Source organism: Verminephrobacter aporrectodeae subsp. tuberculatae At4 (assembly GCF_000193225.1).
GTDB lineage: Bacteria > Pseudomonadota > Gammaproteobacteria > Burkholderiales > Burkholderiaceae_C > Acidovorax > Acidovorax aporrectodeae.
Genome location: NZ_AFAL01000399.1, coordinates 26,691 through 47,306, shown reverse-complemented (window position 1 = coordinate 47,306; position 20,616 = coordinate 26,691). Strand labels below are relative to the sequence as shown.

The 20,616-nt window shown below is 65.6% G+C and carries 19 protein-coding genes and 3 pseudogenes; 9 read left to right on the top strand and 13 right to left on the bottom strand.

Translation table 11 applies throughout. The features are described from left to right. The coding region (locus tag VTU_RS0111275; RefSeq protein WP_010104201.1) for an FAD-dependent oxidoreductase at positions 1-1,885 on the top strand (1,885 nt) is incomplete at its 5' end. A gap of 29 nt (positions 1,886-1,914) precedes the next feature. Continuing rightward, entirely contained in the window at positions 1,915-3,171 is a 1,257-nt protein-coding gene (locus VTU_RS0111270) for a M20/M25/M40 family metallo-hydrolase (protein ID WP_010104199.1), read from the top strand. An 8-nt stretch (positions 3,172-3,179) separates the two neighbouring features. Here the strand turns inward: VTU_RS0111270 and VTU_RS0111265 are convergent, their stop codons facing one another. The 8 genes and pseudogenes from VTU_RS0111265 to VTU_RS0111230 form a co-directional block, all read right to left on the bottom strand. After that, on the bottom strand, positions 3,180-4,184 hold the full coding sequence (locus VTU_RS0111265; RefSeq protein WP_236610711.1) for a tripartite tricarboxylate transporter substrate binding protein: 1,005 nt from the start codon (positions 4,182-4,184) through the stop codon (positions 3,180-3,182). 52 nt (positions 4,185-4,236) lie between these two features. Then, positions 4,237-5,274, bottom strand: coding sequence for a hydroxyacid dehydrogenase (locus VTU_RS0111260; RefSeq protein WP_236610710.1), 1,038 nt, complete (start codon positions 5,272-5,274; stop codon positions 4,237-4,239). A 35-nt stretch (positions 5,275-5,309) separates the two neighbouring features. Further along, positions 5,310-5,987 carry an RraA family protein gene (locus tag VTU_RS0111255; protein ID WP_010104191.1) on the bottom strand — a complete coding sequence of 226 codons (678 nt, stop codon included), beginning with the start codon at positions 5,985-5,987 and terminating at the stop codon, positions 5,310-5,312. A 31-nt stretch (positions 5,988-6,018) separates the two neighbouring features. Further along, a pseudogene (locus tag VTU_RS26905) lies at positions 6,019-6,999 on the bottom strand (tripartite tricarboxylate transporter substrate binding protein). Between the two features lie 124 nt (positions 7,000-7,123). Then, positions 7,124-8,023: an HpcH/HpaI aldolase/citrate lyase family protein gene (locus VTU_RS26900; protein ID WP_010104189.1), complete on the bottom strand. Its 900-nt coding sequence runs from the start codon at positions 8,021-8,023 to the stop codon at positions 7,124-7,126. After that, on the bottom strand, positions 8,020-9,417 hold the full coding sequence (locus tag VTU_RS0111240; protein ID WP_050809488.1) for an MmgE/PrpD family protein: 1,398 nt from the start codon (positions 9,415-9,417) through the stop codon (positions 8,020-8,022). Before VTU_RS0111240 ends, VTU_RS26900 begins: the two co-directional genes overlap by 4 nt. Before the next feature lie 180 nt (positions 9,418-9,597). Continuing rightward, on the bottom strand, positions 9,598-9,711 hold the full coding sequence (locus VTU_RS32730; RefSeq protein WP_010104187.1) for a fumarate hydratase C-terminal domain-containing protein: 114 nt from the start codon (positions 9,709-9,711) through the stop codon (positions 9,598-9,600). Between the two features lie 37 nt (positions 9,712-9,748). Beyond that, on the bottom strand, positions 9,749-10,687 hold the full coding sequence (locus tag VTU_RS0111230) for a LysR family transcriptional regulator (protein ID WP_010104186.1): 939 nt from the start codon (positions 10,685-10,687) through the stop codon (positions 9,749-9,751). A 116-nt stretch (positions 10,688-10,803) separates the two neighbouring features. Between VTU_RS0111230 and VTU_RS0111225 the strand changes: the two genes are divergently transcribed. Genes VTU_RS0111225 through VTU_RS0111210 form a run of 4 tightly spaced genes read left to right on the top strand, consistent with a single transcriptional unit; the run spans position 10,804 to position 14,976 of the window. After that, positions 10,804-11,775 carry a Bug family tripartite tricarboxylate transporter substrate binding protein gene (locus tag VTU_RS0111225; protein WP_029554309.1) on the top strand — a complete coding sequence of 324 codons (972 nt, stop codon included), beginning with the start codon at positions 10,804-10,806 and terminating at the stop codon, positions 11,773-11,775. A gap of 7 nt (positions 11,776-11,782) precedes the next feature. Further along, on the top strand, positions 11,783-12,823 hold the full coding sequence (locus VTU_RS0111220) for a 4-hydroxythreonine-4-phosphate dehydrogenase PdxA (RefSeq protein WP_010104182.1): 1,041 nt from the start codon (positions 11,783-11,785) through the stop codon (positions 12,821-12,823). Positions 12,824-12,865: 42 nt separating this feature from the next. After that, a complete protein-coding gene (locus VTU_RS0111215; protein WP_010104181.1) occupies positions 12,866-14,038 on the top strand; it encodes an L-rhamnonate dehydratase in 1,173 nt (390 codons plus the stop codon). Positions 14,039-14,046: 8 nt separating this feature from the next. Next, the gene (locus tag VTU_RS0111210) at positions 14,047-14,976 is read left to right on the top strand and encodes a dihydrodipicolinate synthase family protein (RefSeq protein WP_010104180.1); all 930 of its coding nucleotides are present in this window, start codon (positions 14,047-14,049) and stop codon (positions 14,974-14,976) included. Positions 14,977-14,997: 21 nt separating this feature from the next. Here VTU_RS0111210 and VTU_RS0111205 read toward each other — a convergent pair whose 3' ends face one another. The 5 genes from VTU_RS0111205 to VTU_RS0111185 all read right to left on the bottom strand — a co-directional run bounded on the left by VTU_RS0111205 (position 14,998) and on the right by VTU_RS0111185 (position 18,195). Further along, positions 14,998-15,903 carry a LysR family transcriptional regulator gene (locus VTU_RS0111205; protein ID WP_010104179.1) on the bottom strand — a complete coding sequence of 302 codons (906 nt, stop codon included), beginning with the start codon at positions 15,901-15,903 and terminating at the stop codon, positions 14,998-15,000. 98 nt (positions 15,904-16,001) lie between these two features. Further along, positions 16,002-17,270 (bottom strand): IS1634 family transposase, encoded by a 1,269-nt coding sequence (locus tag VTU_RS0111200; RefSeq protein WP_010104178.1) that lies wholly within the window; start codon positions 17,268-17,270, stop codon positions 16,002-16,004. Positions 17,271-17,280: 10 nt separating this feature from the next. Then, positions 17,281-17,502, bottom strand: a complete 222-nt coding sequence (locus VTU_RS0111195) for a hypothetical protein (protein ID WP_029554307.1) — start codon at positions 17,500-17,502, stop codon at positions 17,281-17,283. A gap of 20 nt (positions 17,503-17,522) precedes the next feature. Beyond that, positions 17,523-17,828, bottom strand: coding sequence for a helix-turn-helix domain-containing protein (locus VTU_RS0111190; protein WP_010104177.1), 306 nt, complete (start codon positions 17,826-17,828; stop codon positions 17,523-17,525). After that, positions 17,809-18,195, bottom strand: coding sequence for a type II toxin-antitoxin system RelE/ParE family toxin (locus tag VTU_RS0111185; protein ID WP_029554306.1), 387 nt, complete (start codon positions 18,193-18,195; stop codon positions 17,809-17,811). Before VTU_RS0111185 ends, VTU_RS0111190 begins: the two co-directional genes overlap by 20 nt. Positions 18,196-18,509: 314 nt before the next feature. On the opposite strand from VTU_RS0111185, the gene VTU_RS0111180 reads away from it, so the two are divergent. The 3 genes and pseudogenes from VTU_RS0111180 to VTU_RS26890 form a co-directional block, all read left to right on the top strand. Continuing rightward, positions 18,510-19,031 (top strand): Fic family protein, encoded by a 522-nt coding sequence (locus VTU_RS0111180; RefSeq protein ID WP_010104173.1) that lies wholly within the window; start codon positions 18,510-18,512, stop codon positions 19,029-19,031. A gap of 72 nt (positions 19,032-19,103) precedes the next feature. Continuing rightward, positions 19,104-20,072, top strand: a pseudogene (locus tag VTU_RS26895) (aspartate-semialdehyde dehydrogenase); the annotation flags it as partial. 16 nt (positions 20,073-20,088) lie between these two features. Then, positions 20,089-20,542 (top strand): annotated as a pseudogene (locus tag VTU_RS26890) (transposase); the annotation flags it as partial. Positions 20,543-20,616: the final 74 nt, after the last annotated feature.

Genomic DNA, 20,616 nt, shown 5'->3' with positions numbered 1-20,616 from the left:
CGATGCGCAGGGCCACGCGGTGGCCGCGACGGCACGGCGCATCGAGGTCGACACGCTGTGCCTGGGCTACGGCTTCATTCCCTCCACCGAGCTCGCGCGCATGCTGGGCTGCGCGCACCGGCTGGCCCCGCGGCACCTGGGCCACCTGGCCACCGTCACGCAGGAAGATGGCGCCACCAGCCTGCCCGGCGTGTTCGTGGTGGGCGACGGCGCCGACCTGGGTGGCTCCCGCGTCGCCTTGGCGCGCGGCACGCTGGCCGGCACGGCCGCGGCGCGTAAGCTCGGGCTGGGCGCCGCAGAGCCCGCCAAGCCCGCGGAGGTTCTCGGCCCATTGCGCCGGGCTGAGTGCTTCCAGCAAGCGCTGTGGTCGCTCTATGCGCCACCGCCCGTCACGCTGGCGGCGGTGCCGGACGACACGCTGCTGTGCCGCTGCGAGGAGATCACCTTCGGCTCGGTGCGCGAGCAGATCCGCGCCGGCAACGACACGCTGGCCGCGCTCAAGCGCAACACGCGCCTCGGAATGGGACGCTGCCAGGCGCGCTATTGCGCCGCCACCGCGGGCCGGCTGGTGGCCGAACTCACGGGCAGTCCGCCGGATGTCGAACAGTACTTTGCCCCGCGCCCGCCGGCCAAGCCGGTGGCGGCCGGAGCGCTCGGCTTCGAGAAACCCGAGTGGAGCGGCCACAGGCCGGCCATCACGCCGAATCTCGCGCGGCCGGTGGCGCACGCGCCTTTCGCGCCAGTGCACACCGACGTGCTGGTGATCGGCGCCGGCGTGCTCGGCTCCTGCCTCGGCTACTACCTGTCCAAGGCCGGGCAGGACGTGACCGTGGTGGACCGCGATGACATCAACCTGCAGGCCTCGGGCGCCAACGCGGGCAGCCTGCACGTGCAGTTGCTGTCGTTCGATTTCGGCGCCAAGGCGCAGGACGACGGCGGCCCGGCCGCAGCCACGCTGCCGCTCGGGCCGATGTCGGTGCGCCTGTGGCAGGAGATCGAGGGCGATTGCGCCGAGGACCTCGAGATCAAGATCACCGGCGGCCTCATGGTCGCCGACAGCGAAGCCGGCATGCGCTTCCTCGAGGCCAAGGCCGCGCTGGAGCGCAGTCACGGCATCGACGCGCAGGTGATCGACGGCACCGAGCTGCGGCGCCTGTCGCCCGCGCTGTCCGGCAAACTGCTGGGTGCCGAGCTCTGTCCCATGGAGGGAAAGATCAATCCACTGCGCGCCACCTACGCAGTGGCACGGCGTGCACGCGAGCAGGGAGCCCGTATGCTGCGCGGCTGCGACGTGCAGACCATCGGTGCATTGCCGGGCGACGGCGCGGGCTTCGTGGTTCGCACGTCGCGCGGCACCATCCACGCCGGGCGCATCGTGAACGCGAGCGGCGCTTGGTCGAACACCATCGGCCGCATGCTGGGCGTGACGATTCCCGTCAAGGGCGCGCCGTTGCAGATGATCGTGACCGAACCCGCTCCGCCGCTGGTCAACCACTTGGTCGCGCACGCCGACCGGCACCTGAGCCTGAAGCAGGCGGCCAGCGGCGGCCTCATCGTCGGCGGTGGCTGGACGGCCGCCTTCCACGAGGACATGCGCCTCAACCGCGCCGAGCGCGAGAGTATCGAAGGCAACCTCTGGGTGGCGTGCCACGTGCTACCCGCCTTGCGCGGCCTCCACATGGTGCGCTGCTGGGCCGGCATGAACGTGAACATCGACGGCGCACCGATCCTCGGCGAGGTGCCCGGCCACCCCGGCTTCTACAACGCGGTGACGTCCAACGGCTACACGCTCGCGCCGATCACCGGGCGGCTCGTCACCGACTTGATAGTGCACGGCCGCACCGACTTCGACATCACTCCCTTTCTCATCGACCGCTTCCTCTAACGGCCTCTTTACCCGCTTCCTTGACCGCCATGATCGCCATGACCGACGCCACCCTGCCGCGCAACACGCTGCGCCATTTCATCGACACGCACTTCGACGAGCAGGTGCGCACCCTCACCGAGTTGGTACGCTGCCCCTCCGACAACCCGCCCGGCGACTGCGCTGCGCATGCCGAGCTCACCGCCCGGCTACTCGAAGCCATGGGCTTCAAGGTCGAGCGCCATGCGGTGTCGGCCGAGTTCGTGGCCGCGCACGGCATGCGCAGCGTGACCAACCTGATCGTGCGCGAACGCTTCGGCGACGGCCCGGTGGTGGCGCTCAACGCGCACGGCGACGTGGTCCCGCCGGGCGCGGGCTGGAGCGTCGATCCCTACGGCGGCGAAGTGCGCGACGGCTGGCTCTACGGCCGCGGCGCCGCAGTATCGAAGTCCGACTTCACGACCTACGCCTTTGCAATGCGTGCGCTCAAGCACCTGGCGGCATCGGGCACGCCGCTGGCCGGCACGGTCGAACTGCACCTGACCTACGACGAGGAAACCGGCGGCGTCACCGGCCCGGGATGGATCCTGTCGAAGGGCCTGAGTCGGCCCGACTTCGTACTCTCCGCCGCGTTCTCGCACCACGTCGTGGTGGCGCACAACGGCTGCCTGCACCTCGAGGTGGCGGTGCGCGGCACCTCGGCGCATGCCGCCCGGCCCGACACCGGTCACGACGCGATCGAGGCCGCAGCCACACTGCTGCCCGCGCTCTACCGCTACCGCGACCGCCTCGCCGACCGTCCCTCGTCAACGCCGGGCATCACCCACCCCACGATGGTGGTGGGCCTGATCGGTGGCGGCATCAACACCAACGTGGTGGCCGACCAATTGATCCTGCGTATCGACCGACGCATCGTGCCCGAGGAATCACCAGAGGCCGTCGAGGCTGATCTGCGCGCAGTGATCGAGGCAGCCTGCCGCACGCTGCCTGGCATCTCGGTGGAAATCCGCCAGATCCTGCTGGCCCGGCCCTTCGCGCCGGCGCCCGGTGCCGACGACCTGGCAGCGCTGGTATGCCGCGAGGCCACCGAGGTGATGGGCAAGCCCGTGACGCCGATCGGCGTGCCGCTCTACACCGACGCGCGCCTGTACAGCGAAGCAGGCATCCCCACGGTGATGTACGGCGCCGGCCCCGAGTCGCTGCTCGAAGCCAACGGACACCGCGCCGACGAGCGCGTGCCACTGGATGAACTGCGCAAGGCCACGCAGGTAATCGCCAACACCCTCCACCAACTCCTGACCCGATGAAGATCGCGTCAGGGCCGGCCCTCTTGCCACGGCATCTCCTGCCAAAGCTGGTGAAATCCTGCCTCGCTGCGTTGGAGTTCTGCCGCGTAGGCGGCAGGCGGCAAGTAGCGAAGCGGCGCGAACAACGCTTGCGCTTGTTGCTGAAACTGCGGATCGTCCTTTGCCCGGACGATGGCATCGACCAACTTTCTACGAACCTCCTCAGGCAAACCCTTGGGAGCGGCCAAGCCGCGCAGCGACGCGAGTTCGATGTCGTACCCCTGTTCCTTGAAGGTGGGAATCCCGGGTGCCAGCGATGACCGCGTAGCCCCCATCTGGCCGAGAAGCCGGATTGGCGTGCCTCCCTTCTGGTACTGCAACGCCTCGCCGACGTTGATTGCGCCGATGACGATTTGCTGACCCGCGATGGCACTGCGCACCTCGCCTGCACCCTTATATGGAATATGGCTCAGCTTCACGCCTGCCCCCTTCTCGAACAGGAGCATCGCCAGGTGGTCATCCGACCCAATGCCGGTCGTGCCCACCGTCACTGCGCCAGGATTCGCCCTTGCGAAGGCCGCCAGTGCAGCCAAGGACTGAATGCCATGGTCGTTGTGTACCGTGAAACCGCCCGGGTCATCGACCAAGTTTCCGAGCAGGTCGTAGCTGCGCCAGCTGAAGCTGCTCCTTCGTTCGATCGGGATGGTGAGCAGATTGGGGGTATTGATGAAGCCAATGGTGTAGCCGTCAGGCGCGGCGCGAGCCAGTTCTGCAAAGCCGATAGCACCGCCAGCGCCGGGCCGGTTCTGCACCACGATGCTGGTTCCCAGTTGCTTTTCCAGGGAGCGGGCCAGAAGCCGTGCCACTGAATCGGTTCCGCCGCCGGGGGCATACGCGACGATCATCTCGATTGGCCTCGAGGGATAAACCGCTGCGGTCCGTGCGACGGACGGAGCGGCGATACCGCAGGCCGCCGCGGCAACGAGCGTGCACTGCGCGAGTGTTTGGCGGCGGGAGGGACGGTGTTGCTTCATGGGCATGTCTCCGGGGCGGCCCCTCGGGCCAAGTCTGTGGTGCTGAAAAGATTCAAGTCGCCGTTGCGGCGGGGAGGGCCAGGGCAGCAGCGACGCGGCGCGCCGCACGCGGCCACACCTCGGGGTTGACCAATCGCTCCGGCCGCCGGCCTTCGGTCAACAAGGCCACGACCTGCCTGGCCGCCAGTTCGGCGTTGTTGCGCCTTGCCTCGTGGGTTACCCCTGCCGTGTGAAAAGTGGCGACCACGCTATCGCGGGAAAGGAGTGGGTGATCGCGTGGTGGCGGCTCTTGTTCCCACACGTCCAGACCTGCACCGGCCAGATGGCTGCTGGCCAAGGCGTTCTCCAGTGCGGCCTCATCATGGATGCCTCCGCGGGCCGTGCTGATGAATACAGCGCCAGGCCGCATGGCAGCGAAGCTGGCGGCGCCCATCATTCCGAGGGTCTGCGCATTGCGTGGGCAATGCAATGACACCACATCGGAGCGGTGCAGCAACGCGTCGAAGGACACGGCCTCAGCACCCCGCGCGGCCATCTCGGTGTCACTCAGGGCGGGATCGCAACCCAGTACGCGCATGCCGAATGCATGGCCCAGCGCTGCCACGCGCCGTCCAGCCTGCCCCACGCCCACCAAGCCGAGCGTTCGGCCGCGCAGTTCATGCCCCATCAGATCCTCGCGACTAAAGCCCCGGTGCGTACGCAGCAACCGGTCAGACTCGGAAATTCGGCGAAAGACAGACAGCATCAGGCCCAGCGTCATCTCGGCCACCGAGTCGGCATTCCCGCCCGATTGATTCATCACCACCACACCGGCGCGCGTGCATGCCTCGATGTCGATGGTGTCGCAGCCCGAACCTGTGGACGAGACTGCAAGCAGCGCAGGACAGCGGGCCACCAGTGCCGCGTCGGCGAACCAGCGCCGGGGAAGTTCGTCCTTGGCGGCCGAGATCTGGTAGACGTGGGCTGCTGCGAGTTGCGCCCATGCCGCCTCATCTGAACCTTCCATGGCACAGGTGCTCAGCACCAGACCGCGCGCGCAAGACACGATGCGATCAAAGGCGGGGTCCAACCAGTGGTCGAACCGCACCACGCGCCTTGCGGCAAACGCTGCGCCAGTACCTTCGTTCACAGAACGCCTTTCTCGCGCAGCGTCCTGTCGACCCACGCGCGGTCGACGCAGCCATGCGCAATGGATTGCAGTAGCGCCACTTCCGCGCGCTGGACAGCTTCGACGCGTGCGGCGATGTTCTCAGCTTCCTCTGCCATCACGACGAGAAGACCATCGCCGTCACCCAGCACAAGGTCGCCTGGCCGAACCACCATGCCATCAATCGACACCGGCACATGCAGTTCCCCTGGTCCGTCCTTGTAGGGTCCGCGATGCGCGACGCCGCGTGCGTACACCGGCAGCGTGCCTTGGCCGATCTTGTCGCTATCGCGGATAGGGCCATCAATCACGAAACCCGCAGCGCAGCGCGCGATCGCCAAGGCCAGCATGATCTCCCCGATGATTGCGTTGGAACCGGGGCCGCCTGCATCGACGACGATCACGTCGCCTGGGCCGGAGACGTCGATGGCCTTGTGCACCATCAGGTTGTCACCAGACCGGGTGCGAACCGTGAGCGCTCGCCCCACCAGCATGCCGTCGCGCTTGTGGTAGGGCCGCAGGAGCCCGGTGCCGGTGCTGCGACTCATCACGTCGCTCACGTTGGCCACCGGGTAGCTGCGGAATCGTTCCAACAAGGCGCTGCTGACGGCGGATTCTGGCCGTGGGTGAATGCGAAAACCCTGGATATGGCTCATGGTCGTGTCTCCGGAACGGTCATTGTGGTTCTCAGTTCTTGATTTTCAGCTTGGCAATCAATGTCTTGAAGTAGGCACTGTCCTTGGCCATGTACGCCTTGAACGTGACGTCGTCGGCGTATGCGAAGCCCGGGTTTTGCTTGTCGAGCACTTCGCGGAACGCCGGCTCGGCCGATGCCTGTTGGCTCAGGTTCTTCAGATAGGTCACGATTTCCGGCGGCGTGTTCTTGGGGGCCGCGAGGCCACGCCACGTGCCAATGCTGAGGTCAATGTTGCGCTCCTTCAACGTGGGCACCTGCTCGAAGCCCTTGATGCGCTGGTCGGCCATGACGGCCAGTGTCTTCAGCTTGCCGGCCTGCACGCAGGTCGTGACTTCAGCGGGACTGACGGTCACCGCATCGATGTGCCCGCCAAGCAGCGCGAGCACGGCAGGCCCAGCCCCCTGGAAGGGCGTGTGATTGAACTGCACGCCGGTCCTGTCCTACAGCGCCGACGCGGCAAGGTGCCAGATCGACCCGTTGCCGGCGTTGCCGACGCTGATCTTGCCGTTGCCCTTCTTCGCGGCGGCGAGGAATTCCTCGGCGGTGTTCCAGGGCGCATCGGCGCGCACGGTGATGGCGGCCGGATCGGCGTTCAAGCGCGCGATGGGCGTCATGTCTTCGTACGTGAACTTCGCCAGCCCCATGTGCGATAGCGTCGTCATTTCCACCGTGATGACCGCCAGGCGATAGCCGTCCGGCCTTGCATTCATCACGTCTTGCCAGCCGATGACGCCGGTGGCACCCGGCTTGTTGACGATGATCATGCTTTGCGGCATGTGCTTGCGTGTCGCGTCGGCGAAGGCGCGCGCCAGCGCGTCAGTCCCGCCGCCAGGCTGAAAGGGCACGACGAGTTCGATGGGCTTGGTCGGAAAGTCGCGCACCTGGGCCGCGGCCGTGGAGGCGACGAGCAAGGCTGCGGCGGGAAACACGGCAAGCGCCGCAAGGCGGAGCACAAGGGATGTCGATCGCATCATGGATAGTCTCCTCAGGTTTGAAGAAGGTTCTTTTGAGGCCCGTTGTGCAAGCGTGCTGCAAAGTGCCCGGGTCCTGCCCCGAAAGCTCGCGCGCGAAGCCTTCTACCTGGACTGGCTGACTTCATTCGGCGCACGCTGAGCCTCCATACGACCCCTGGCTTCCCACCGGGGCCTGCTGCCGCGACAGGATCTGCTGCGCCCTGAGCAGCACCGGCGCATCCACCATCGCGCCATCGAGCTGCACCGCCCCGCCCTGCGCCAGCCGTGAGGCGTCCACCACGCGGTGCGCCCAGGCCACCTCGGCCTCGGTCGGGGCCAGCGCGGCATGCACCCCCGCGATCTGTGCCGGGTGGATGCACAGCTTGGCCGAAAAGCCAAAGCGCCGGCTGCGGGCGGTGTCGGCGCGCAGTTGCTGCGGGTCGTTCAGCCGGATAGTTACGCCGTCCACCGGTGCGGCCAGACCCGCGTGGCGCGAGGCCACGACCATGCTCCAGCGTGCGGGCGCCAGTTCGGCCTCGTCGTCGCCGCAGGCCATGCCCAGGTCGGCCTGCAGGTCGATGTGGCCCAGGCCCAGCCGCGCCACCTGCGGCGCCTGGGCCACGGCATCCAGCGCATGGAAGCCGCTGGCCGATTCCATCAGGGGCAGCAATGCCAGCCCCGGGCACGCCCCGGCGAGCGAGGCCAAGGCGAGGCCGTCCTCGGCCTTGGGCAGCATGGCACCGGCCAGGCCGGAGTCCGTGAGTTGCGCCAGCAGCGCTACGTCCTGCGCGTGCCATGCGGTGCCCCGGGCGTTGATGCGCACCATCAGGCGGCCGCGCTGCGCAGGCTCGAGCGCGCCAAAGCGGGTGCACAGCGCCTGCCGGGCGGAATCTTTGGCCGGGGGCTCGACGGCGTCCTCCAGGTCCACCACCACGATGTCGGCGCCACTGGCCAGGGCCTTGGCAAGGCGCTCGGGGCGGCTCGCGGGCACGAACAGGAAGCTGCGGGCCAGCGCCACGCGGCCGTGCAGCACCCCGGTCATGGCAGACGCTCCAGCAAGCGGCCCACGCGGGGACACTGCTCCATGTGCCACAGGCGGTCCACGGCCCGGGCCATGGGCCCGGCCGCCACGCCGCCACTGAAAGCGGCCAGCCGCAGGGCCTTGGCGCTGAGTTCATCGCGGCTGAGCGTGTTGCCGGGATCGCCCTTGGGTTCGTCCACACGGCCCTCGAACACGTGGCCGTCGTGGGTGTGCACCGTGACCTTGCCGATCCACTGGCGCGGGTAGGCGGAATCGACCTCGGGGTCGAGCACCATTTCCACGCGGTCGCGCAGCGCCTGCGTTTCGGGCGCGAGGAATGCTTCCTCAAACTCGGTCAGCCCGGCATGGCCGAAGCGGGCCACCAAGGCCAGCACCGTGCCCATGGAGAACTTGCTCTGGTGCACCGTGCTGGGCCGCACCACGGGGCCGAGCACGTCGATCGCGCCCTGGTGCACGTGCGTGACCACGCGGGCCAGCTGGCCTGCGGTCAGGCCGTGCTGCTGCATGACTTGCAGCAGCGCATCGGCCGCGGGGTGCGTGTGGCGGCAGGAGGCATGCCATTTGAACGAGGTTTCTGCCGTGGCCCAGCGGCTGCCCAGGCCATCGACGAGGCGCGTCGGGTCGGCGTCGCTCGACATGCCCGCCGCCATGCCCTGTTTGCCTTCCAGAATGTCGGCCGCGCCGGTGAAGCCATCCTGAGCCAGGTAGGCGGCCATCAGGCCCGCACCGGCAGCATGCGCCGTGTGCAGTTGCTTGCTGTCGGCCGCCGTGCGCAAGAACCCCCACAGCCCGGCCGCCTGGGTGCCTGCCGACCCCAGGGCGTGCAGCATCTGCCGGGCGTCCAGCCCCAGCAGCTGGCCCACGGCGGCGGCGGCGGCCAGCGTGCCAGCCGTTCCGGTGGTGTGGAAAATCCTGTAATGGCTGCGGCCCAGGAATTCACCCACGCGGATGCCCACCTCGTAGCCCGCGATGGCGGCCACGAGCAACTGCGCGCCGCTGGCGCCGATGGACTGCGCCACGGCCACGGCGGCCGGAAACACCACGGCCGCCGGGTGGAACACCGAGCCGTTGTGCACGTCGTCCTGCTCAACCACGTGCGCTGCGGCGGCGTTGGCCATGGCCGCTGCGTGCGGGCTGGTGCTGGCGCCCGTGGCGATGACCTCGCTCGGGCCGGTGGCCGGCCCCATGGCAAGGGCAAAGCGCGCGATGCTCTCCACGGGCCGGGCGCTGTGGCCCGCCACGGCGGAGCCGAACCAGTCCACCAACAGGTCTTCGGTCTTGCGCAGTACGGCGGGTGGAACGTGCGCGTGGCGCAAATCTGCGGCAAAGGCCGCCAACTGGGCGGTGCGGGATTCAAAAGTTTTGGTCAAAACGGCATCCGGAGCTTTATTCATGAGCGCTTCAAGCTATTCGTCAAAGAGCATACAACCCGTGCCACAGCGGGGCGGCGCATGGGGGGCATCGTCACCTTGACCCGCCTTGCGTGCAATCCCTGTTTGTTGAACCGTGCCTTCTGCTTTGCCAAAGTCAGGCCGGTACGTGTCAGGATGCTTGCCACCTCATTCAAACAGCCATCAGCCGAGTTCGAAATGGCGGTGGATTGAGTTGCCCTGCGTGTCCACGGCCACCGTCACCGGAAAATCCTGTAGTTCGAACTCATGGATGGCCGGTGGCCAGCGGGCGTCCACTCATGTTGGCGTTGCGTGCAAGGTGGGGCGGCCGAGCCTACGCCGTACTTTCATGCAGCAGCGCCAGAAACTGCTGCGCCGGCTGGCTGAGGGAATGGTCCCGACGCACTATGCTGCCATAGGCCTCCAGTCGGCGCCCGAAACGAAACGGCAGCAAGCGCAGCATGCCGTGCTCTGCATGGCTGCGCGCGACCGCCGCAGGAACCACCGCCACCATTGTCGAACTGCGCACAAGATTGATGCTGGTCAGGATCGATCCCGTCTCGATCAGGCCACGCGGTAGCGCCAGGCCCCGGTCTCGAAACTCCTGATCAATCAATGTGCGCATCGGGCTGCCCGGAGGTTGCAGTACCCAGGCATAGGGCCGCAGAGCTTCGAGGGTTGTTTGGCGTTTGCGCGCCAGCGGATGCGAAAGGCTGGAGACGACCACCAGTTCCTCGTCGTCGATGGGCCGGAACAAATAATCGTCGCAATGATCGCCGGTCATCCGGCCTACTACCACCTCGAGCACGCCATCACGCAGTTGCGCCAGCAGCCGGTCACTGGTATCGACCGCCACCTCGATGGACAGCAAGGGACTTTGCTGTTTGATGCATAGCAGGGCCTTGGTCAACCGCCCCGGTGATGCTGCCATGATGCTGCCCATCGCCAATCGGCCAGCACTGCCCTGCCGCAGTTCCATTAGCTCGCGGTTCAACGCCTCTACGCTTGCGCGCAAATTCTGGCAGTAGTCCATCACTCGCTCACCGGCTTCACTGATCCGCAGCCCCCGTCCCATACGTTCGAACAGGCGTACGTCCAAAGCATCCTCCAACTCATGCAGCATCTTGGTGGCCGCGGGCTGGGACATGCCCAATTGCGCCGCCGCAGCGCGCAACGTGCGCTGTTCCTTCACGGCCAGCATCAGTGCGATCTGGCGCAGGCGCAAGCGGTTCAGCAGTTGCGGTGTGCCGTTCTTGCGGTCGATCGATCCCATACTTTCCCTTCGATAATCCATTCCCTTTGGTTATCAACCAATCAACAACTTTCAGTTTACGGCGATTCATGCCATCCCTACCATCCCAGCGAATCCATCACCGAAGGAGACAATGAATGAAGAGACGCTCCCTCTCCATGGCCGCATTGCTGGCAGGAATACTGCCCTGGGGTGCCATGGCCCAGAACACCGGCGACTGGCCCAACAGACCTGTGCGCATGCTGGTGGGCTCGGCCCCCGGCGGCGGCACTGACGCCATGGCCCGCGCCGTGGCCGATCGGCTGGGCCCGCTGCTCAAGCAGTCCATCGTGGTGGAAAACCGCCCCGGCGTTTCCAATACCCTGGCCGTCGACGCGACGGCCAAGTCCACCGACGGCCACACCATGGTGATGGGCGTGGTCACCGCGCACGCCATCGCGCCGCACCTGCTCAGGCTCGGCTACGACAACAACAAGGACCTGGTGCCCGTGGCCTTCGTGGGCTCGGTGCCCAACGTGCTGGTGGTGGGCAAGCCGGTGCATGCCGACTCGGTGGCCGATCTGGTGGCCTTGGCCAGGAAGGGCCCGGGCACCATCCACTTCGCCAGCAGCGGCACTGGCAGCACGCAGCACATCGCGGCCGAGATGTTCCAGGACGCGGCCGGCATCCGGATCACCCACGTGCCCTACAAGGGCAGCGCCGCGGCGCTGGTGGACCTGGTGAGCGCGCAGGTGCAGATGAGCTTCGACACCCTGCCCTCCGTCATCGGCCAAATCAAGAGCGGCAGGCTGCGCCCGCTGGCCGTCACCTCGGCCCAGCGCAACGCGCAGCTGCCCCAGGTGCCCACCATGGCCGAGTCGGGTCTGGCCGGCGTGGAGATCGCCGCCTGGTACGGCATCTACATGCCCGCGTCCACGCCGATGGCCGTGCAGCAGAAGGTGCATGACGAGGTCAACAAGGTGATCGCCATGCCCGAGACCAAGGCCCGCCTCGAAGCGGTGGGCGCCGAGTTGCGCGCCATCTCCCAGGCCGAGTTCGAGGCATTCCACCGCGCCGAATACCAGCGCTTCGGCGAAGTCATCCGCAAGAACGACATCCGGATCGACTGAGTCCCGCATGTCCTTCGCCAAACTTCCCGTCGTGGCCCTGACGCTGGGCGACCCCGCCGGCATCGGCGCCGAACTCATCGCCCGCCTGCTGGCCAGGCACGAGGCCGTGCAGAGGGCCAACATCGTGCTGGTGGGCGACCCTTGGCTGTGGCAAGAGGGCCAGCGCATTGCGGGCGTCCGGGTGGCGACCGAGAGCATCGCCAGCCTGGCCGCCGTGCGCGGCCGCGCCGATGCGTCGCGCCCGGCCTTTCTGGCCGTCGACACGGTGGCGCCCGAGGCCGTGACCCGCAGCGTGGCGGCGGCGCCCGGCGGGCGCTCGGTGCTGAAGGTGCTCGACCAGTGCATGGACGCGGCGCAGGCAGGCGCCATCGACGCCATCTGCTTCGCGCCGCTGAACAAGCAGGCCATGAAGATCGGCGGCTTGCGCCATGAGGATGAGCTGCACCACTTCGCCGAGTACCTGGGCGTACAAGGCTACTTCTGCGAGTTCAACACGCTGGGCAGCCTGTGGACCTCGCGCATCTCGTCGCACGTGCCGCTCAGGGACGTGGCCAGCTACCTGAGCACCGAGCGCATCGCGCAGGCGTCCGAGCTGATTTACCGCTCGCTGCTGGCCAACGGCATCGCCGCGCCCAAGGTGGCCATTGCCGCGTTCAACCCGCATGGCGGCGACGGCGGCGTGTGCGGGCGCGAAGAGATCGACGTCATCGAACCCGCAGTGCGCGCGCTCAGGGCCCGCGACTGGCCCACGCCGGATCCATTCCACGGCCCGTTTCCGGCCGACACGATCTTCCTGAAGGCGCAGGCCGGCGCGTACCAGGCCATCGTGACCATGTACCACGACCAGGGCCAGATCGCGATCAAACTGCTGGGCTTCTCGCGCGGCGTTACGGTGCAGGGCGGTCTGCCAATCCCCATCACCACGCCCGCCCACGGCACGGCCTACGACATCGCGGGCCAGGGCCGGGCCCATGTGGAAGCCACTTGGCAGGCCTTTCTGATCGCCTGCCGCATGGGCGCCTCGCGCCGCGCTGCCCAGGCAAGCTGAGAAGAAAAAACCATGCGCATCGAAACCAGGAGAGATACCGCCATGAAGATCCAATCCGTCCGCGCCCGCGTCTACGAATGGAAGGGCAAGACCGTTCCACCGCAAGGCAACTTCTGCTCCAACGCCATGGATCTGGTGTACTCCAACACCGAGACCATGAGCACCTTCCGCTTCCATTCCTGGACGGTGGTGGAGGTCGAGACCGATGACGGCATCGTCGGCCTGGGCAACGTGGCGCTGGCGCCGCGCATCGCCAAGGCCATCATCGACGAATACCTCGCGCCGCTGGTCGTGGGCCAGGACCCTTGGGACTCCGAATACCTGTGGCAGCGCATGTACCGCGCCACCCACGCCTGGGGCCGAAAGGGCGTGACCATGGCCGCCATCTCGGGAGTGGATCTGGCCATATGGGACATCCTGGGCAAGAGCGTGCACAAGCCCGTGTTCAAGTTGCTCGGCGGCCGCACCAAGGAAAAGATCCCTTGCTACTACAGCAAGCTCTACCGCACCGACCTCAAGGCCATGCAGGCCGAGGCGCAGAAGTTCCTCGACCAGGGCTTCCATGCCTTCAAGATGCGCTTCGGCTACGGCCCGGCGCATCTGCAGGACGGCGTGAAGAAAAACCTCCAGGCCGTCGAAGCCCTCCGCGAAGTCATCGGCTACGACAACGACCTGATGCTCGAGTGCTACATGGGCTGGAACCTCGAATACGCCAAGCGCATGCTGCCCAAACTGGAGAAATTCGAGCCGCGCTGGCTCGAAGAGCCCGTGATCGCCGACGACATCGGCGGCTACGCCGAGCTGAACGACATGGGCATCGTTCCAATCTCGGGCGGCGAGCACGAATTCAGCCTCTACGGCTTCAAGCAGTTGCTGGACAGGAAAGCCGTGAGCGTCGTGCAGTACGACACCAACCGCGTGGGCGGCATCACGGCCGCGCACAAGATCAATGCGCTGTGCGAGGCCTACAGCGTGCCCGTGGTCCCGCACGCTGGCCAGATGCACAACTACCACCTGACCATGAGCACGTTGGCCTCGCCCATGGCCGAGTACTTCCCCATCTTCGACGTGGAAGTGGGCAATGAGTTGTTCTGGTACATCTTCGACGGCGAACCCATTGCCGAGAACGGCTTCCTTCAGCTCAGGGACGACGTGCCGGGCCTGGGCCTCACGCTCAAGACCGAGTACCTGGACCAGTTCCAGATCACCGGGTAAGGAGCGCCATGCCCGGACTCTCCGACCCGCGCTACCGCGGCATCTTCCCGGTCGTGCCCACCACGTTCCACGAGGACGGTACGCTCGACTTGGCCAGCCAGGGGCGCTGCCTTGACTTCATGATCGACTCTGGCGTTGACGGCCTGTGCCTGCTGGCCAACTTCTCCGAGCAGTTCCTGCTCTCGGACGAGGAACGCGAGGTTCTGACGCGCACGGCGCTGGAGCACGTGGCCGGCCGCGTGCCGGTGATCGTGACCACCACGCACACCGCTACCCACGTCTGCGCCGAACGCAGTCGCCGTGCGCAGGACATGGGCGCGGCCATGGTGATGGTGATGCCGCCCTACCACGGCGCCACCTTCCGATTTGGCGACGCGCAGATCCAGACCTTCTACCAGGGCGTCTCCGATGCGATCGACGTCCCCATCATGATCCAGGACGCGCCCGCCGCCGGCACACCGCTGACGCCCGGCTTCCTGGCCAAAATGGCGCAAGAGATCGAGCAGGTCAGCTACTTCAAGGTGGAAACCGCCGGTGCGGCCAGCAAGCTGCGCGAGCTGATCGCGCTGGGCGCAGAAGCCATCGAAGGCCCATGGGATGGCGAAGAGGCCATCACCTTGCTCGCCGACCTGGAAGCCGGCGCCACGGGCTCCATGACCGGCGGCGGCTTTGCCGACGGCATTCGCCCCATCATCGAAGCGCACCGCGCGGGCGACAAGGACAAGGCATTCGCTGAATACCAGCGCTGGCTGCCGCTGATCAACCACGAGAACCGCCAGGCCGGCTTTCTTGCCGCCAAGGCGCTGATGAAGGAAGGCGGCGTGATCGCCTGCGAGGCACCGCGCGCGCCCTGGCCCCCCATGCACCCCGAGGTGCGGCGCCAACTGATCGACATTGCGCGCCGGCTCGATGCGCTGGTGTTGCGGTGGGCGCGTTGAACCCGAACGCATCAGGGAACGCTAAGCACCCTCGGCCTGGCGTGCGTCTTCCACCAGCAGTTCCACCAGCTCGCGGGCAAAGCCCGGCAGGGCTTCGAGGCTGCGCACGCAGATCAGCATCTTGCGCAGGGCCCAGGGGTCGGTCAGTGGCACGATCGTGATCGCCATGGTCTGCGCATGCCGGCGGGCCGCCGATTCGGGCAGGATGCCAACGCCCACGGCTGCCTCGATCATGCGGCAGGCCGCCTCGAAATTGCTGACCTGGATGCGCTGCTTGATCGACCGATGCAACTGATCGCACTCTCGCCGCAGAAAGGCATGGATGGCGCTGGACTCGTGCAGGCCCACGTAGTCGTAATCCAGCGTTTCGGCAAAGGCCACTTCGGGGCGCTGGCCCAATTCATGGCCCTGGGCCACCACAAGGGCCAGGCGGTCGTGCCGGTAGGGCAGCGTCTCCAGGCTTTCCGTGCGCACCAGGCCGGCGACGATGCCGATGTCCGTCTGCCCCTCGGTCACGGCACGCACGATGTCGTGCGAGAGCCGCTCGCGCAGGTCGATGTTCACATCGGGGTTCTTGCTCAGATAGGCCCGCAGCACCGGTGGCAGGTACTCGCCCAGCGCCGTGGTGTTGGCGAACACGCGCACATGGCCCTTGATGCCGCGCGCATATTCCTGCATGTCGCCCCACAGATGCTCAATCTGACCCAGCACCATGCGCGCATGGTGTACGAGGGCCTGGCCGGGCGGCGTGAGCGTGACGCCCTGGCTGGTGCGGTACAGCAGCTTGGTACCAATACCCGCCTCCAGGTTCTTGACGCGGGTGCTTGCCGCAGGCAGGGAGATGAAAGACAGCTCGGCGCCACGGGTCATGCTGTTCGCCTCGGCGATATGAACCATCAAGCGCAGGTCTACAAGATCAAGGTGCATTGCCACGCGCGGATTCTATGAGCCCGCAGCGCATCCGCGTGCGGCAGCCTTGTTCAACGTGGTGCGTTTGAAGGGGTGGTTCCAGGCCCCCAGCCTGACTACGAACGGATGGTTCCGAGCAGTTCCAACGCACGCTGTTGGCAAGCGTTGGCGGTGGTCAGCACGTCGAAGCTGGGTGCGTCCGGGCCTGCCTGGGGTGTGCGGCAGGTGTTGCGCACCAGGGTGGCCAACTCGGCCATCCGCGTGTGGAAACCGTGCACGGGCTGCCCGTTGTCGAGCGTTTTGCCTTGGGCCTTGCGCTGCGCTGCCATCGAACGTTTCGCCGGGGCCACCGGATCGCGCTCGGCCTGGGCCGCTTGATCGGTGTCGGCGAAGGTCAGTTCGCGCCAGGCCTCGCGCATATGCCACTCGACGTAGTAGGCCAGCATGCACAGCAGGATGTGCGCGCGCACCCGGTTGATCTCCAGCGGATTGCGTTCATCGAACAGACCCGTCTGCAACGGCCCTTGCCCGACCAGGGCGCGGATCGAAACGCTCTCGAGGGCCGTGATCCACGCGATGCCGTCGTCGCTGCGCATCCCGGAAATCGCCTTGCCGGAGATCGTGCCCCGGTCGCCGACCATGACCACCTGATCGAGGCCAAAGCGCTGACGCACCTGCTGCACTGCCGGCAAGAAGCTCAGGCCATCGGCGGTGTTGCCATCGAACACCGAGACGGCCACCGGGCAGCCGCGGACATCGGTAAGCAGGCCGTAGTTCAGTTGCAACGTACGGCGCTGGGCCGGCGGACAGCAGTGGCCCTCGAAGTCGCTGGAGGACAGGTCGTACAACGCCAGGCCCCTCGCGCGCAGGTGGCGCGTGGCGAGCGCTTGCTCGATGCTCTCTTGGCGCTCGAGCAGCCAATCCATGGCGGCGCACAGATCGTCCTCTTCGGCGTCGAGCACGCCGAAGTCCTCGGCCAAGGTGCTGGAGTGCCACTGCCGCGTGGTGGCCAGTTGGGTGTCGGGCGAGACGATGCGCACGGCCACCATGGCCAGCACCAAATCACGCTCGCGGCTGGGCACACGAGCGAGCACGGACGCCAGCCCCAGGCGCTGCATGGCGACGCTGACGGCCTGCACATGGCCATGCGCGCGCGAGCGCACGATCTCGAACGCATCGGCAGTGGCAACGAAGGTCTCGCCCTGCAGCGAGCGGCGAATGATGTCGATCAAGGACTCGGGCAAATGCGACAGATTGCCCAGGGTCTCGTTCTTGACCTTGCCGTCCTCGCGATAGCTGCGGCGCAGCAGGTGGGTGCGGTAGACCTTGTCCTTGTACTTGCGCGTTGTGGTCGCGACGTGAACGGCTCCGGTGCGGGCTGGCATGGGTCGACCTCTACGTCAATCTCGCTTTCAGTGCGAGTATTTTGGTGACTCTATTTTTGAGCCTGAAAATGCCTGAAAAGTCGATTTCCTCCATGCTGGCGCGAACTTGGGAAGCGGTCGCCCGGGGCGAAAGGGCGGGGAACTTCAGGCTAATCATCGGCGCGCGCAGCGCTTCGCTCCCGTTGGGGTGATCCGAGGTTGTTGTGTCCCACACGAAACGACGAAGATCCATGCCAGACCTCCCAGGGCGTCTCAAATGATGGCCTGCAGACCCTTGTCCGCAATGACGTTAAGCAGTTTGAGTGCCGGCCCTGCTGGCCGCGTTTCGCCTTGCTCCCACTTGCGCACGGTCGATGCCGACGTGTGCAGGTGATGCGCGAACACCGGTTGGCTGAAGCTGAGTGTTTCGCGCAGCCGCTTGATGTCCGTGGCGCTGAATTCGCGCACCGGCGGCGGACAGATAGCGTCGAACCCGCGCATCGTCACCTTGTCGATTGCGCCGGCCTCGTGCAGCGCGGCCAAGTCGCCGCGCAGCGATTCAATGATCTTGCTCGTCACAATGCACCTCCAGTAGAGCGCCCGCCTGCAATGCCTCGACCAGCGCTGCGGCGGACAGGTCCAGAAACACCCGGCCCGCGTATTGCAGCGCCTTCCTCTCGTCCTGCGTGATGTTCGCCGTGGCGCTCTTCGGGAACCCATGCAGAAACACGTACCGGTTGCCAATCCGGACCGACAGCAAGGTGCGGTAGCCACCGCTCTTGCCGCCGCCAGCGCGCGCCACGCGCTTCTTGTAGAGATGGCCACCCAGGTCCGCGTCGATCAGCCCTTCTTCCATCTCCCGCACCGCCTTGCACAGAGCGACATCGGGCAGCCTCTCACGCACCTGCCACCGTGCAAAGTCCTTGCGCTTCAGGACCTCAGGCAGACGGCCTTCACTATACCCGGTACGGGCATACTTTTCCTGCATGCCTGCCCCGGCAGAAAGGCGTCCCCCCGCACTCGTCATGTCGCCTCCAGACCCGAAGCGGCCGTCGGCAACCCGCCAACCACCGTCCTGCTTCGCTGCCCCATCAATTCGGCCGCTTGCCGAATCGGATCGTCCTCAGTGTGAATGTTGTAGCGCATCGACGGGCTGTGCTTGGTACAGGAACCGCATGGATCATATGGAAGGAGTTGGGCGCATCCCTGGAATGACTGCCAAGGAGATTATTGGGTGTAATTGGATGTAGTATTGGCGCAATGATCGCCACCCACGCCATCCAGATCTCCCCGGAAATCCTCCAGCTTATCGCCAGCATCGATGATTTCCAGGGTGCTTGGCGCGCGCTCGGCACCCTGGAGAGCATCGGTTCGTCCCCCCGCATCGAAGGCAGCAAGTTGTCGGACCGGGAGGTCGAGCGCCTGCTGTCCAACCTCCGGATCAAGTCCTTCCCGACGCGCGACGAGCAGGAAGTGGCTGGCTACGCGAAGGGGATGGAACGCGTGTTCTCGTCCTGGCAGGACATCACGCTGACCGAGAACCACGTCAAGCAGTTGCACCGCGATTTGCTGACCTGCAGCGAGAAGGACGCTTGGCACCGCGGCAACTACAAGACTTCCACGAACAGCGTGGTCGCCTTCGATGAAGAGGGCAAGCAGTTGGGTGTGGTGTTCGAAACCGCCACGCCCTTCGACACGCCGCGCCTGATGACCGAGTTGGTCACGTGGTTCAACGAGGAGCGCGACGCGGCTCGATCTGAAAGGCGCTTGAAGACCGCATAAGGCAAAAGTTCATAAGTCAAAATTGCGCCCCTCATTGTGAGGGAGCACGTTTTATTTCAACTGGGGAAACCGATGAAGATAGCTGTAGTGGGATGCAATGGTGCGGTTGGCGTGACCATGCTTGAGCTGCTCGCAAACACTGGCCATGAAGTTAAGTGCATGGCGTCGAGCCGCTCAGCCAACACCAAACTCAAGGTTGGTGTCAGCGAGTACTTGATCAGTGAGTTTTCGGTGGCCAATTGCGCCGATTGCGATATTGTATTTTTGTGTGTCTCTGGTGCTTTTTCGCTCGAATTTGGCCCGAAACTGGCAAAATCATCCTGCGTCATCGACAATTCTTCGGCCTTCCGGTATCACGACGACGTGCCTCTGCTGGTTCCGCCTATCAATGGCAAAACATATCGCGGCGAGCGCTTGATTGCCAACCCCAACTGCTCCTCGGCCATTGCACTTATGGTTCTGGGGCCCCTGCATGCTCGTTATGGACTCGAAAGCGTTATTGTTTCGACCTATCAGGCTGCTAGTGGCGCCGGACGTCCTGCAATGCAGGAACTGGTTGAAAAGGCGCGCGCGTTTGAGGATTATAATCGTGATAACAGCGGCATCAATTTCGCGCACAATCCAGCCTTCAACGTCATACCGCAGGTCGACAATTTCGAATCCAACGGCTATACGCGTGAAGAGATGAAAGTTGTGTGGGAGCTGCGCAAGGTGTTGAACTTGCCCGAGCTTGCTGTCAGCACCACCGCTGTGCGTGTGCCCACGCTGCGTTCGCACGCTGAAGCCTTGACGCTGCGCTTCCAAGATCCGGTGGCCGATTTGCATGCAGTGCGTGAACTATTGCGCAATTCTCCGGGTGTCGATCTGGTGGATCAGCCTGAGCAAAACCAATATCCCATGCCAATGACATCGACCTACAAGCACGCAGTGGAAGTGGGGCGCATTCGCCATAACCTCATCTACGGCGAGTATGGTTTGGACATGTTCATCAGTGGTGATCAGTTGCTTCGAGGAGCTGCGCTGAATGCCTATGAAATCATGCAGTTAGTTGCAGATCTTCCCGAATCTGCCAGTGCCCAACTACACGACCCTGAGCCGCCGCGCTCAGAGCCTGCAAGTCGTCTTGCCCGCGCTGCGCACGGGTGATTGACATCGTCGGCGGGGCCTACGACACCAAAGCGTGCCACGCGCAGATTGCCGCGCGCAATGCGACGCCCTCGATTCCCCCGCGCGAAGGTGCCATGCCTTGGCCACAGGCCACGCCGGGCGCAACTTGGCGCAATGCGGCCATTGACAAGATCGCAGAGAGCGGCCGACGCGAATGGAAAAAAGCCAGCGGCTACCACAAGCGCTCGCTGGTGGAGAACCTGATGTACCGTCTGAAGACGCTGACCAGCCATTTCCTGTGGGCACGCACGGTTGGCTCGCAGGCCCCCGAGGTCGCCATCCGTGCGGGCGTGCTCAACCGCATGGCCTCTCTGGCTCGTCCGCAGTCCGCACGCCTCACCTGAATTGGTGTTCTTGGGGAGGTGCATCTTCGAAGGTCGATTGATGCAACAACGCCCCTCCCCCACAAGGTCGAGCG

Bases quoted from the DNA above. Each gene is read 5' to 3' on its own strand.
- VTU_RS26900 (WP_010104189.1), bottom strand. From the start codon at position 8,023: ATGACCGGGGTGCTGCACGGCCGCGTGGCGCTGGCCCGCAGCTTCCTG.
- VTU_RS0111205 (WP_010104179.1), bottom strand. From the start codon at position 15,903: ATGCACCTTGATCTTGTAGACCTGCGCTTGATGGTTCATATCGCCGAG.
- VTU_RS0111240 (WP_050809488.1), bottom strand. From the start codon at position 9,417: ATGAATAAAGCTCCGGATGCCGTTTTGACCAAAACTTTTGAATCCCGC.
- VTU_RS0111180 (WP_010104173.1), top strand. From the start codon at position 18,510: ATGATCGCCACCCACGCCATCCAGATCTCCCCGGAAATCCTCCAGCTT.
- VTU_RS0111220 (WP_010104182.1), top strand. From the start codon at position 11,783: ATGTCCTTCGCCAAACTTCCCGTCGTGGCCCTGACGCTGGGCGACCCC.
- VTU_RS0111270 (WP_010104199.1), top strand. From the start codon at position 1,915: ATGATCGCCATGACCGACGCCACCCTGCCGCGCAACACGCTGCGCCAT.
- VTU_RS0111210 (WP_010104180.1), top strand. From the start codon at position 14,047: ATGCCCGGACTCTCCGACCCGCGCTACCGCGGCATCTTCCCGGTCGTG.
- VTU_RS0111225 (WP_029554309.1), top strand. From the start codon at position 10,804: ATGAAGAGACGCTCCCTCTCCATGGCCGCATTGCTGGCAGGAATACTG.
- VTU_RS0111230 (WP_010104186.1), bottom strand. From the start codon at position 10,687: ATGGGATCGATCGACCGCAAGAACGGCACACCGCAACTGCTGAACCGC.
- VTU_RS0111215 (WP_010104181.1), top strand. From the start codon at position 12,866: ATGAAGATCCAATCCGTCCGCGCCCGCGTCTACGAATGGAAGGGCAAG.
- VTU_RS0111200 (WP_010104178.1), bottom strand. From the start codon at position 17,270: ATGCCAGCCCGCACCGGAGCCGTTCACGTCGCGACCACAACGCGCAAG.
- VTU_RS0111195 (WP_029554307.1), bottom strand. From the start codon at position 17,502: ATGGATCTTCGTCGTTTCGTGTGGGACACAACAACCTCGGATCACCCC.
- VTU_RS0111265 (WP_236610711.1), bottom strand. From the start codon at position 4,184: ATGAAGCAACACCGTCCCTCCCGCCGCCAAACACTCGCGCAGTGCACG.
- VTU_RS0111255 (WP_010104191.1), bottom strand. From the start codon at position 5,987: ATGAGCCATATCCAGGGTTTTCGCATTCACCCACGGCCAGAATCCGCC.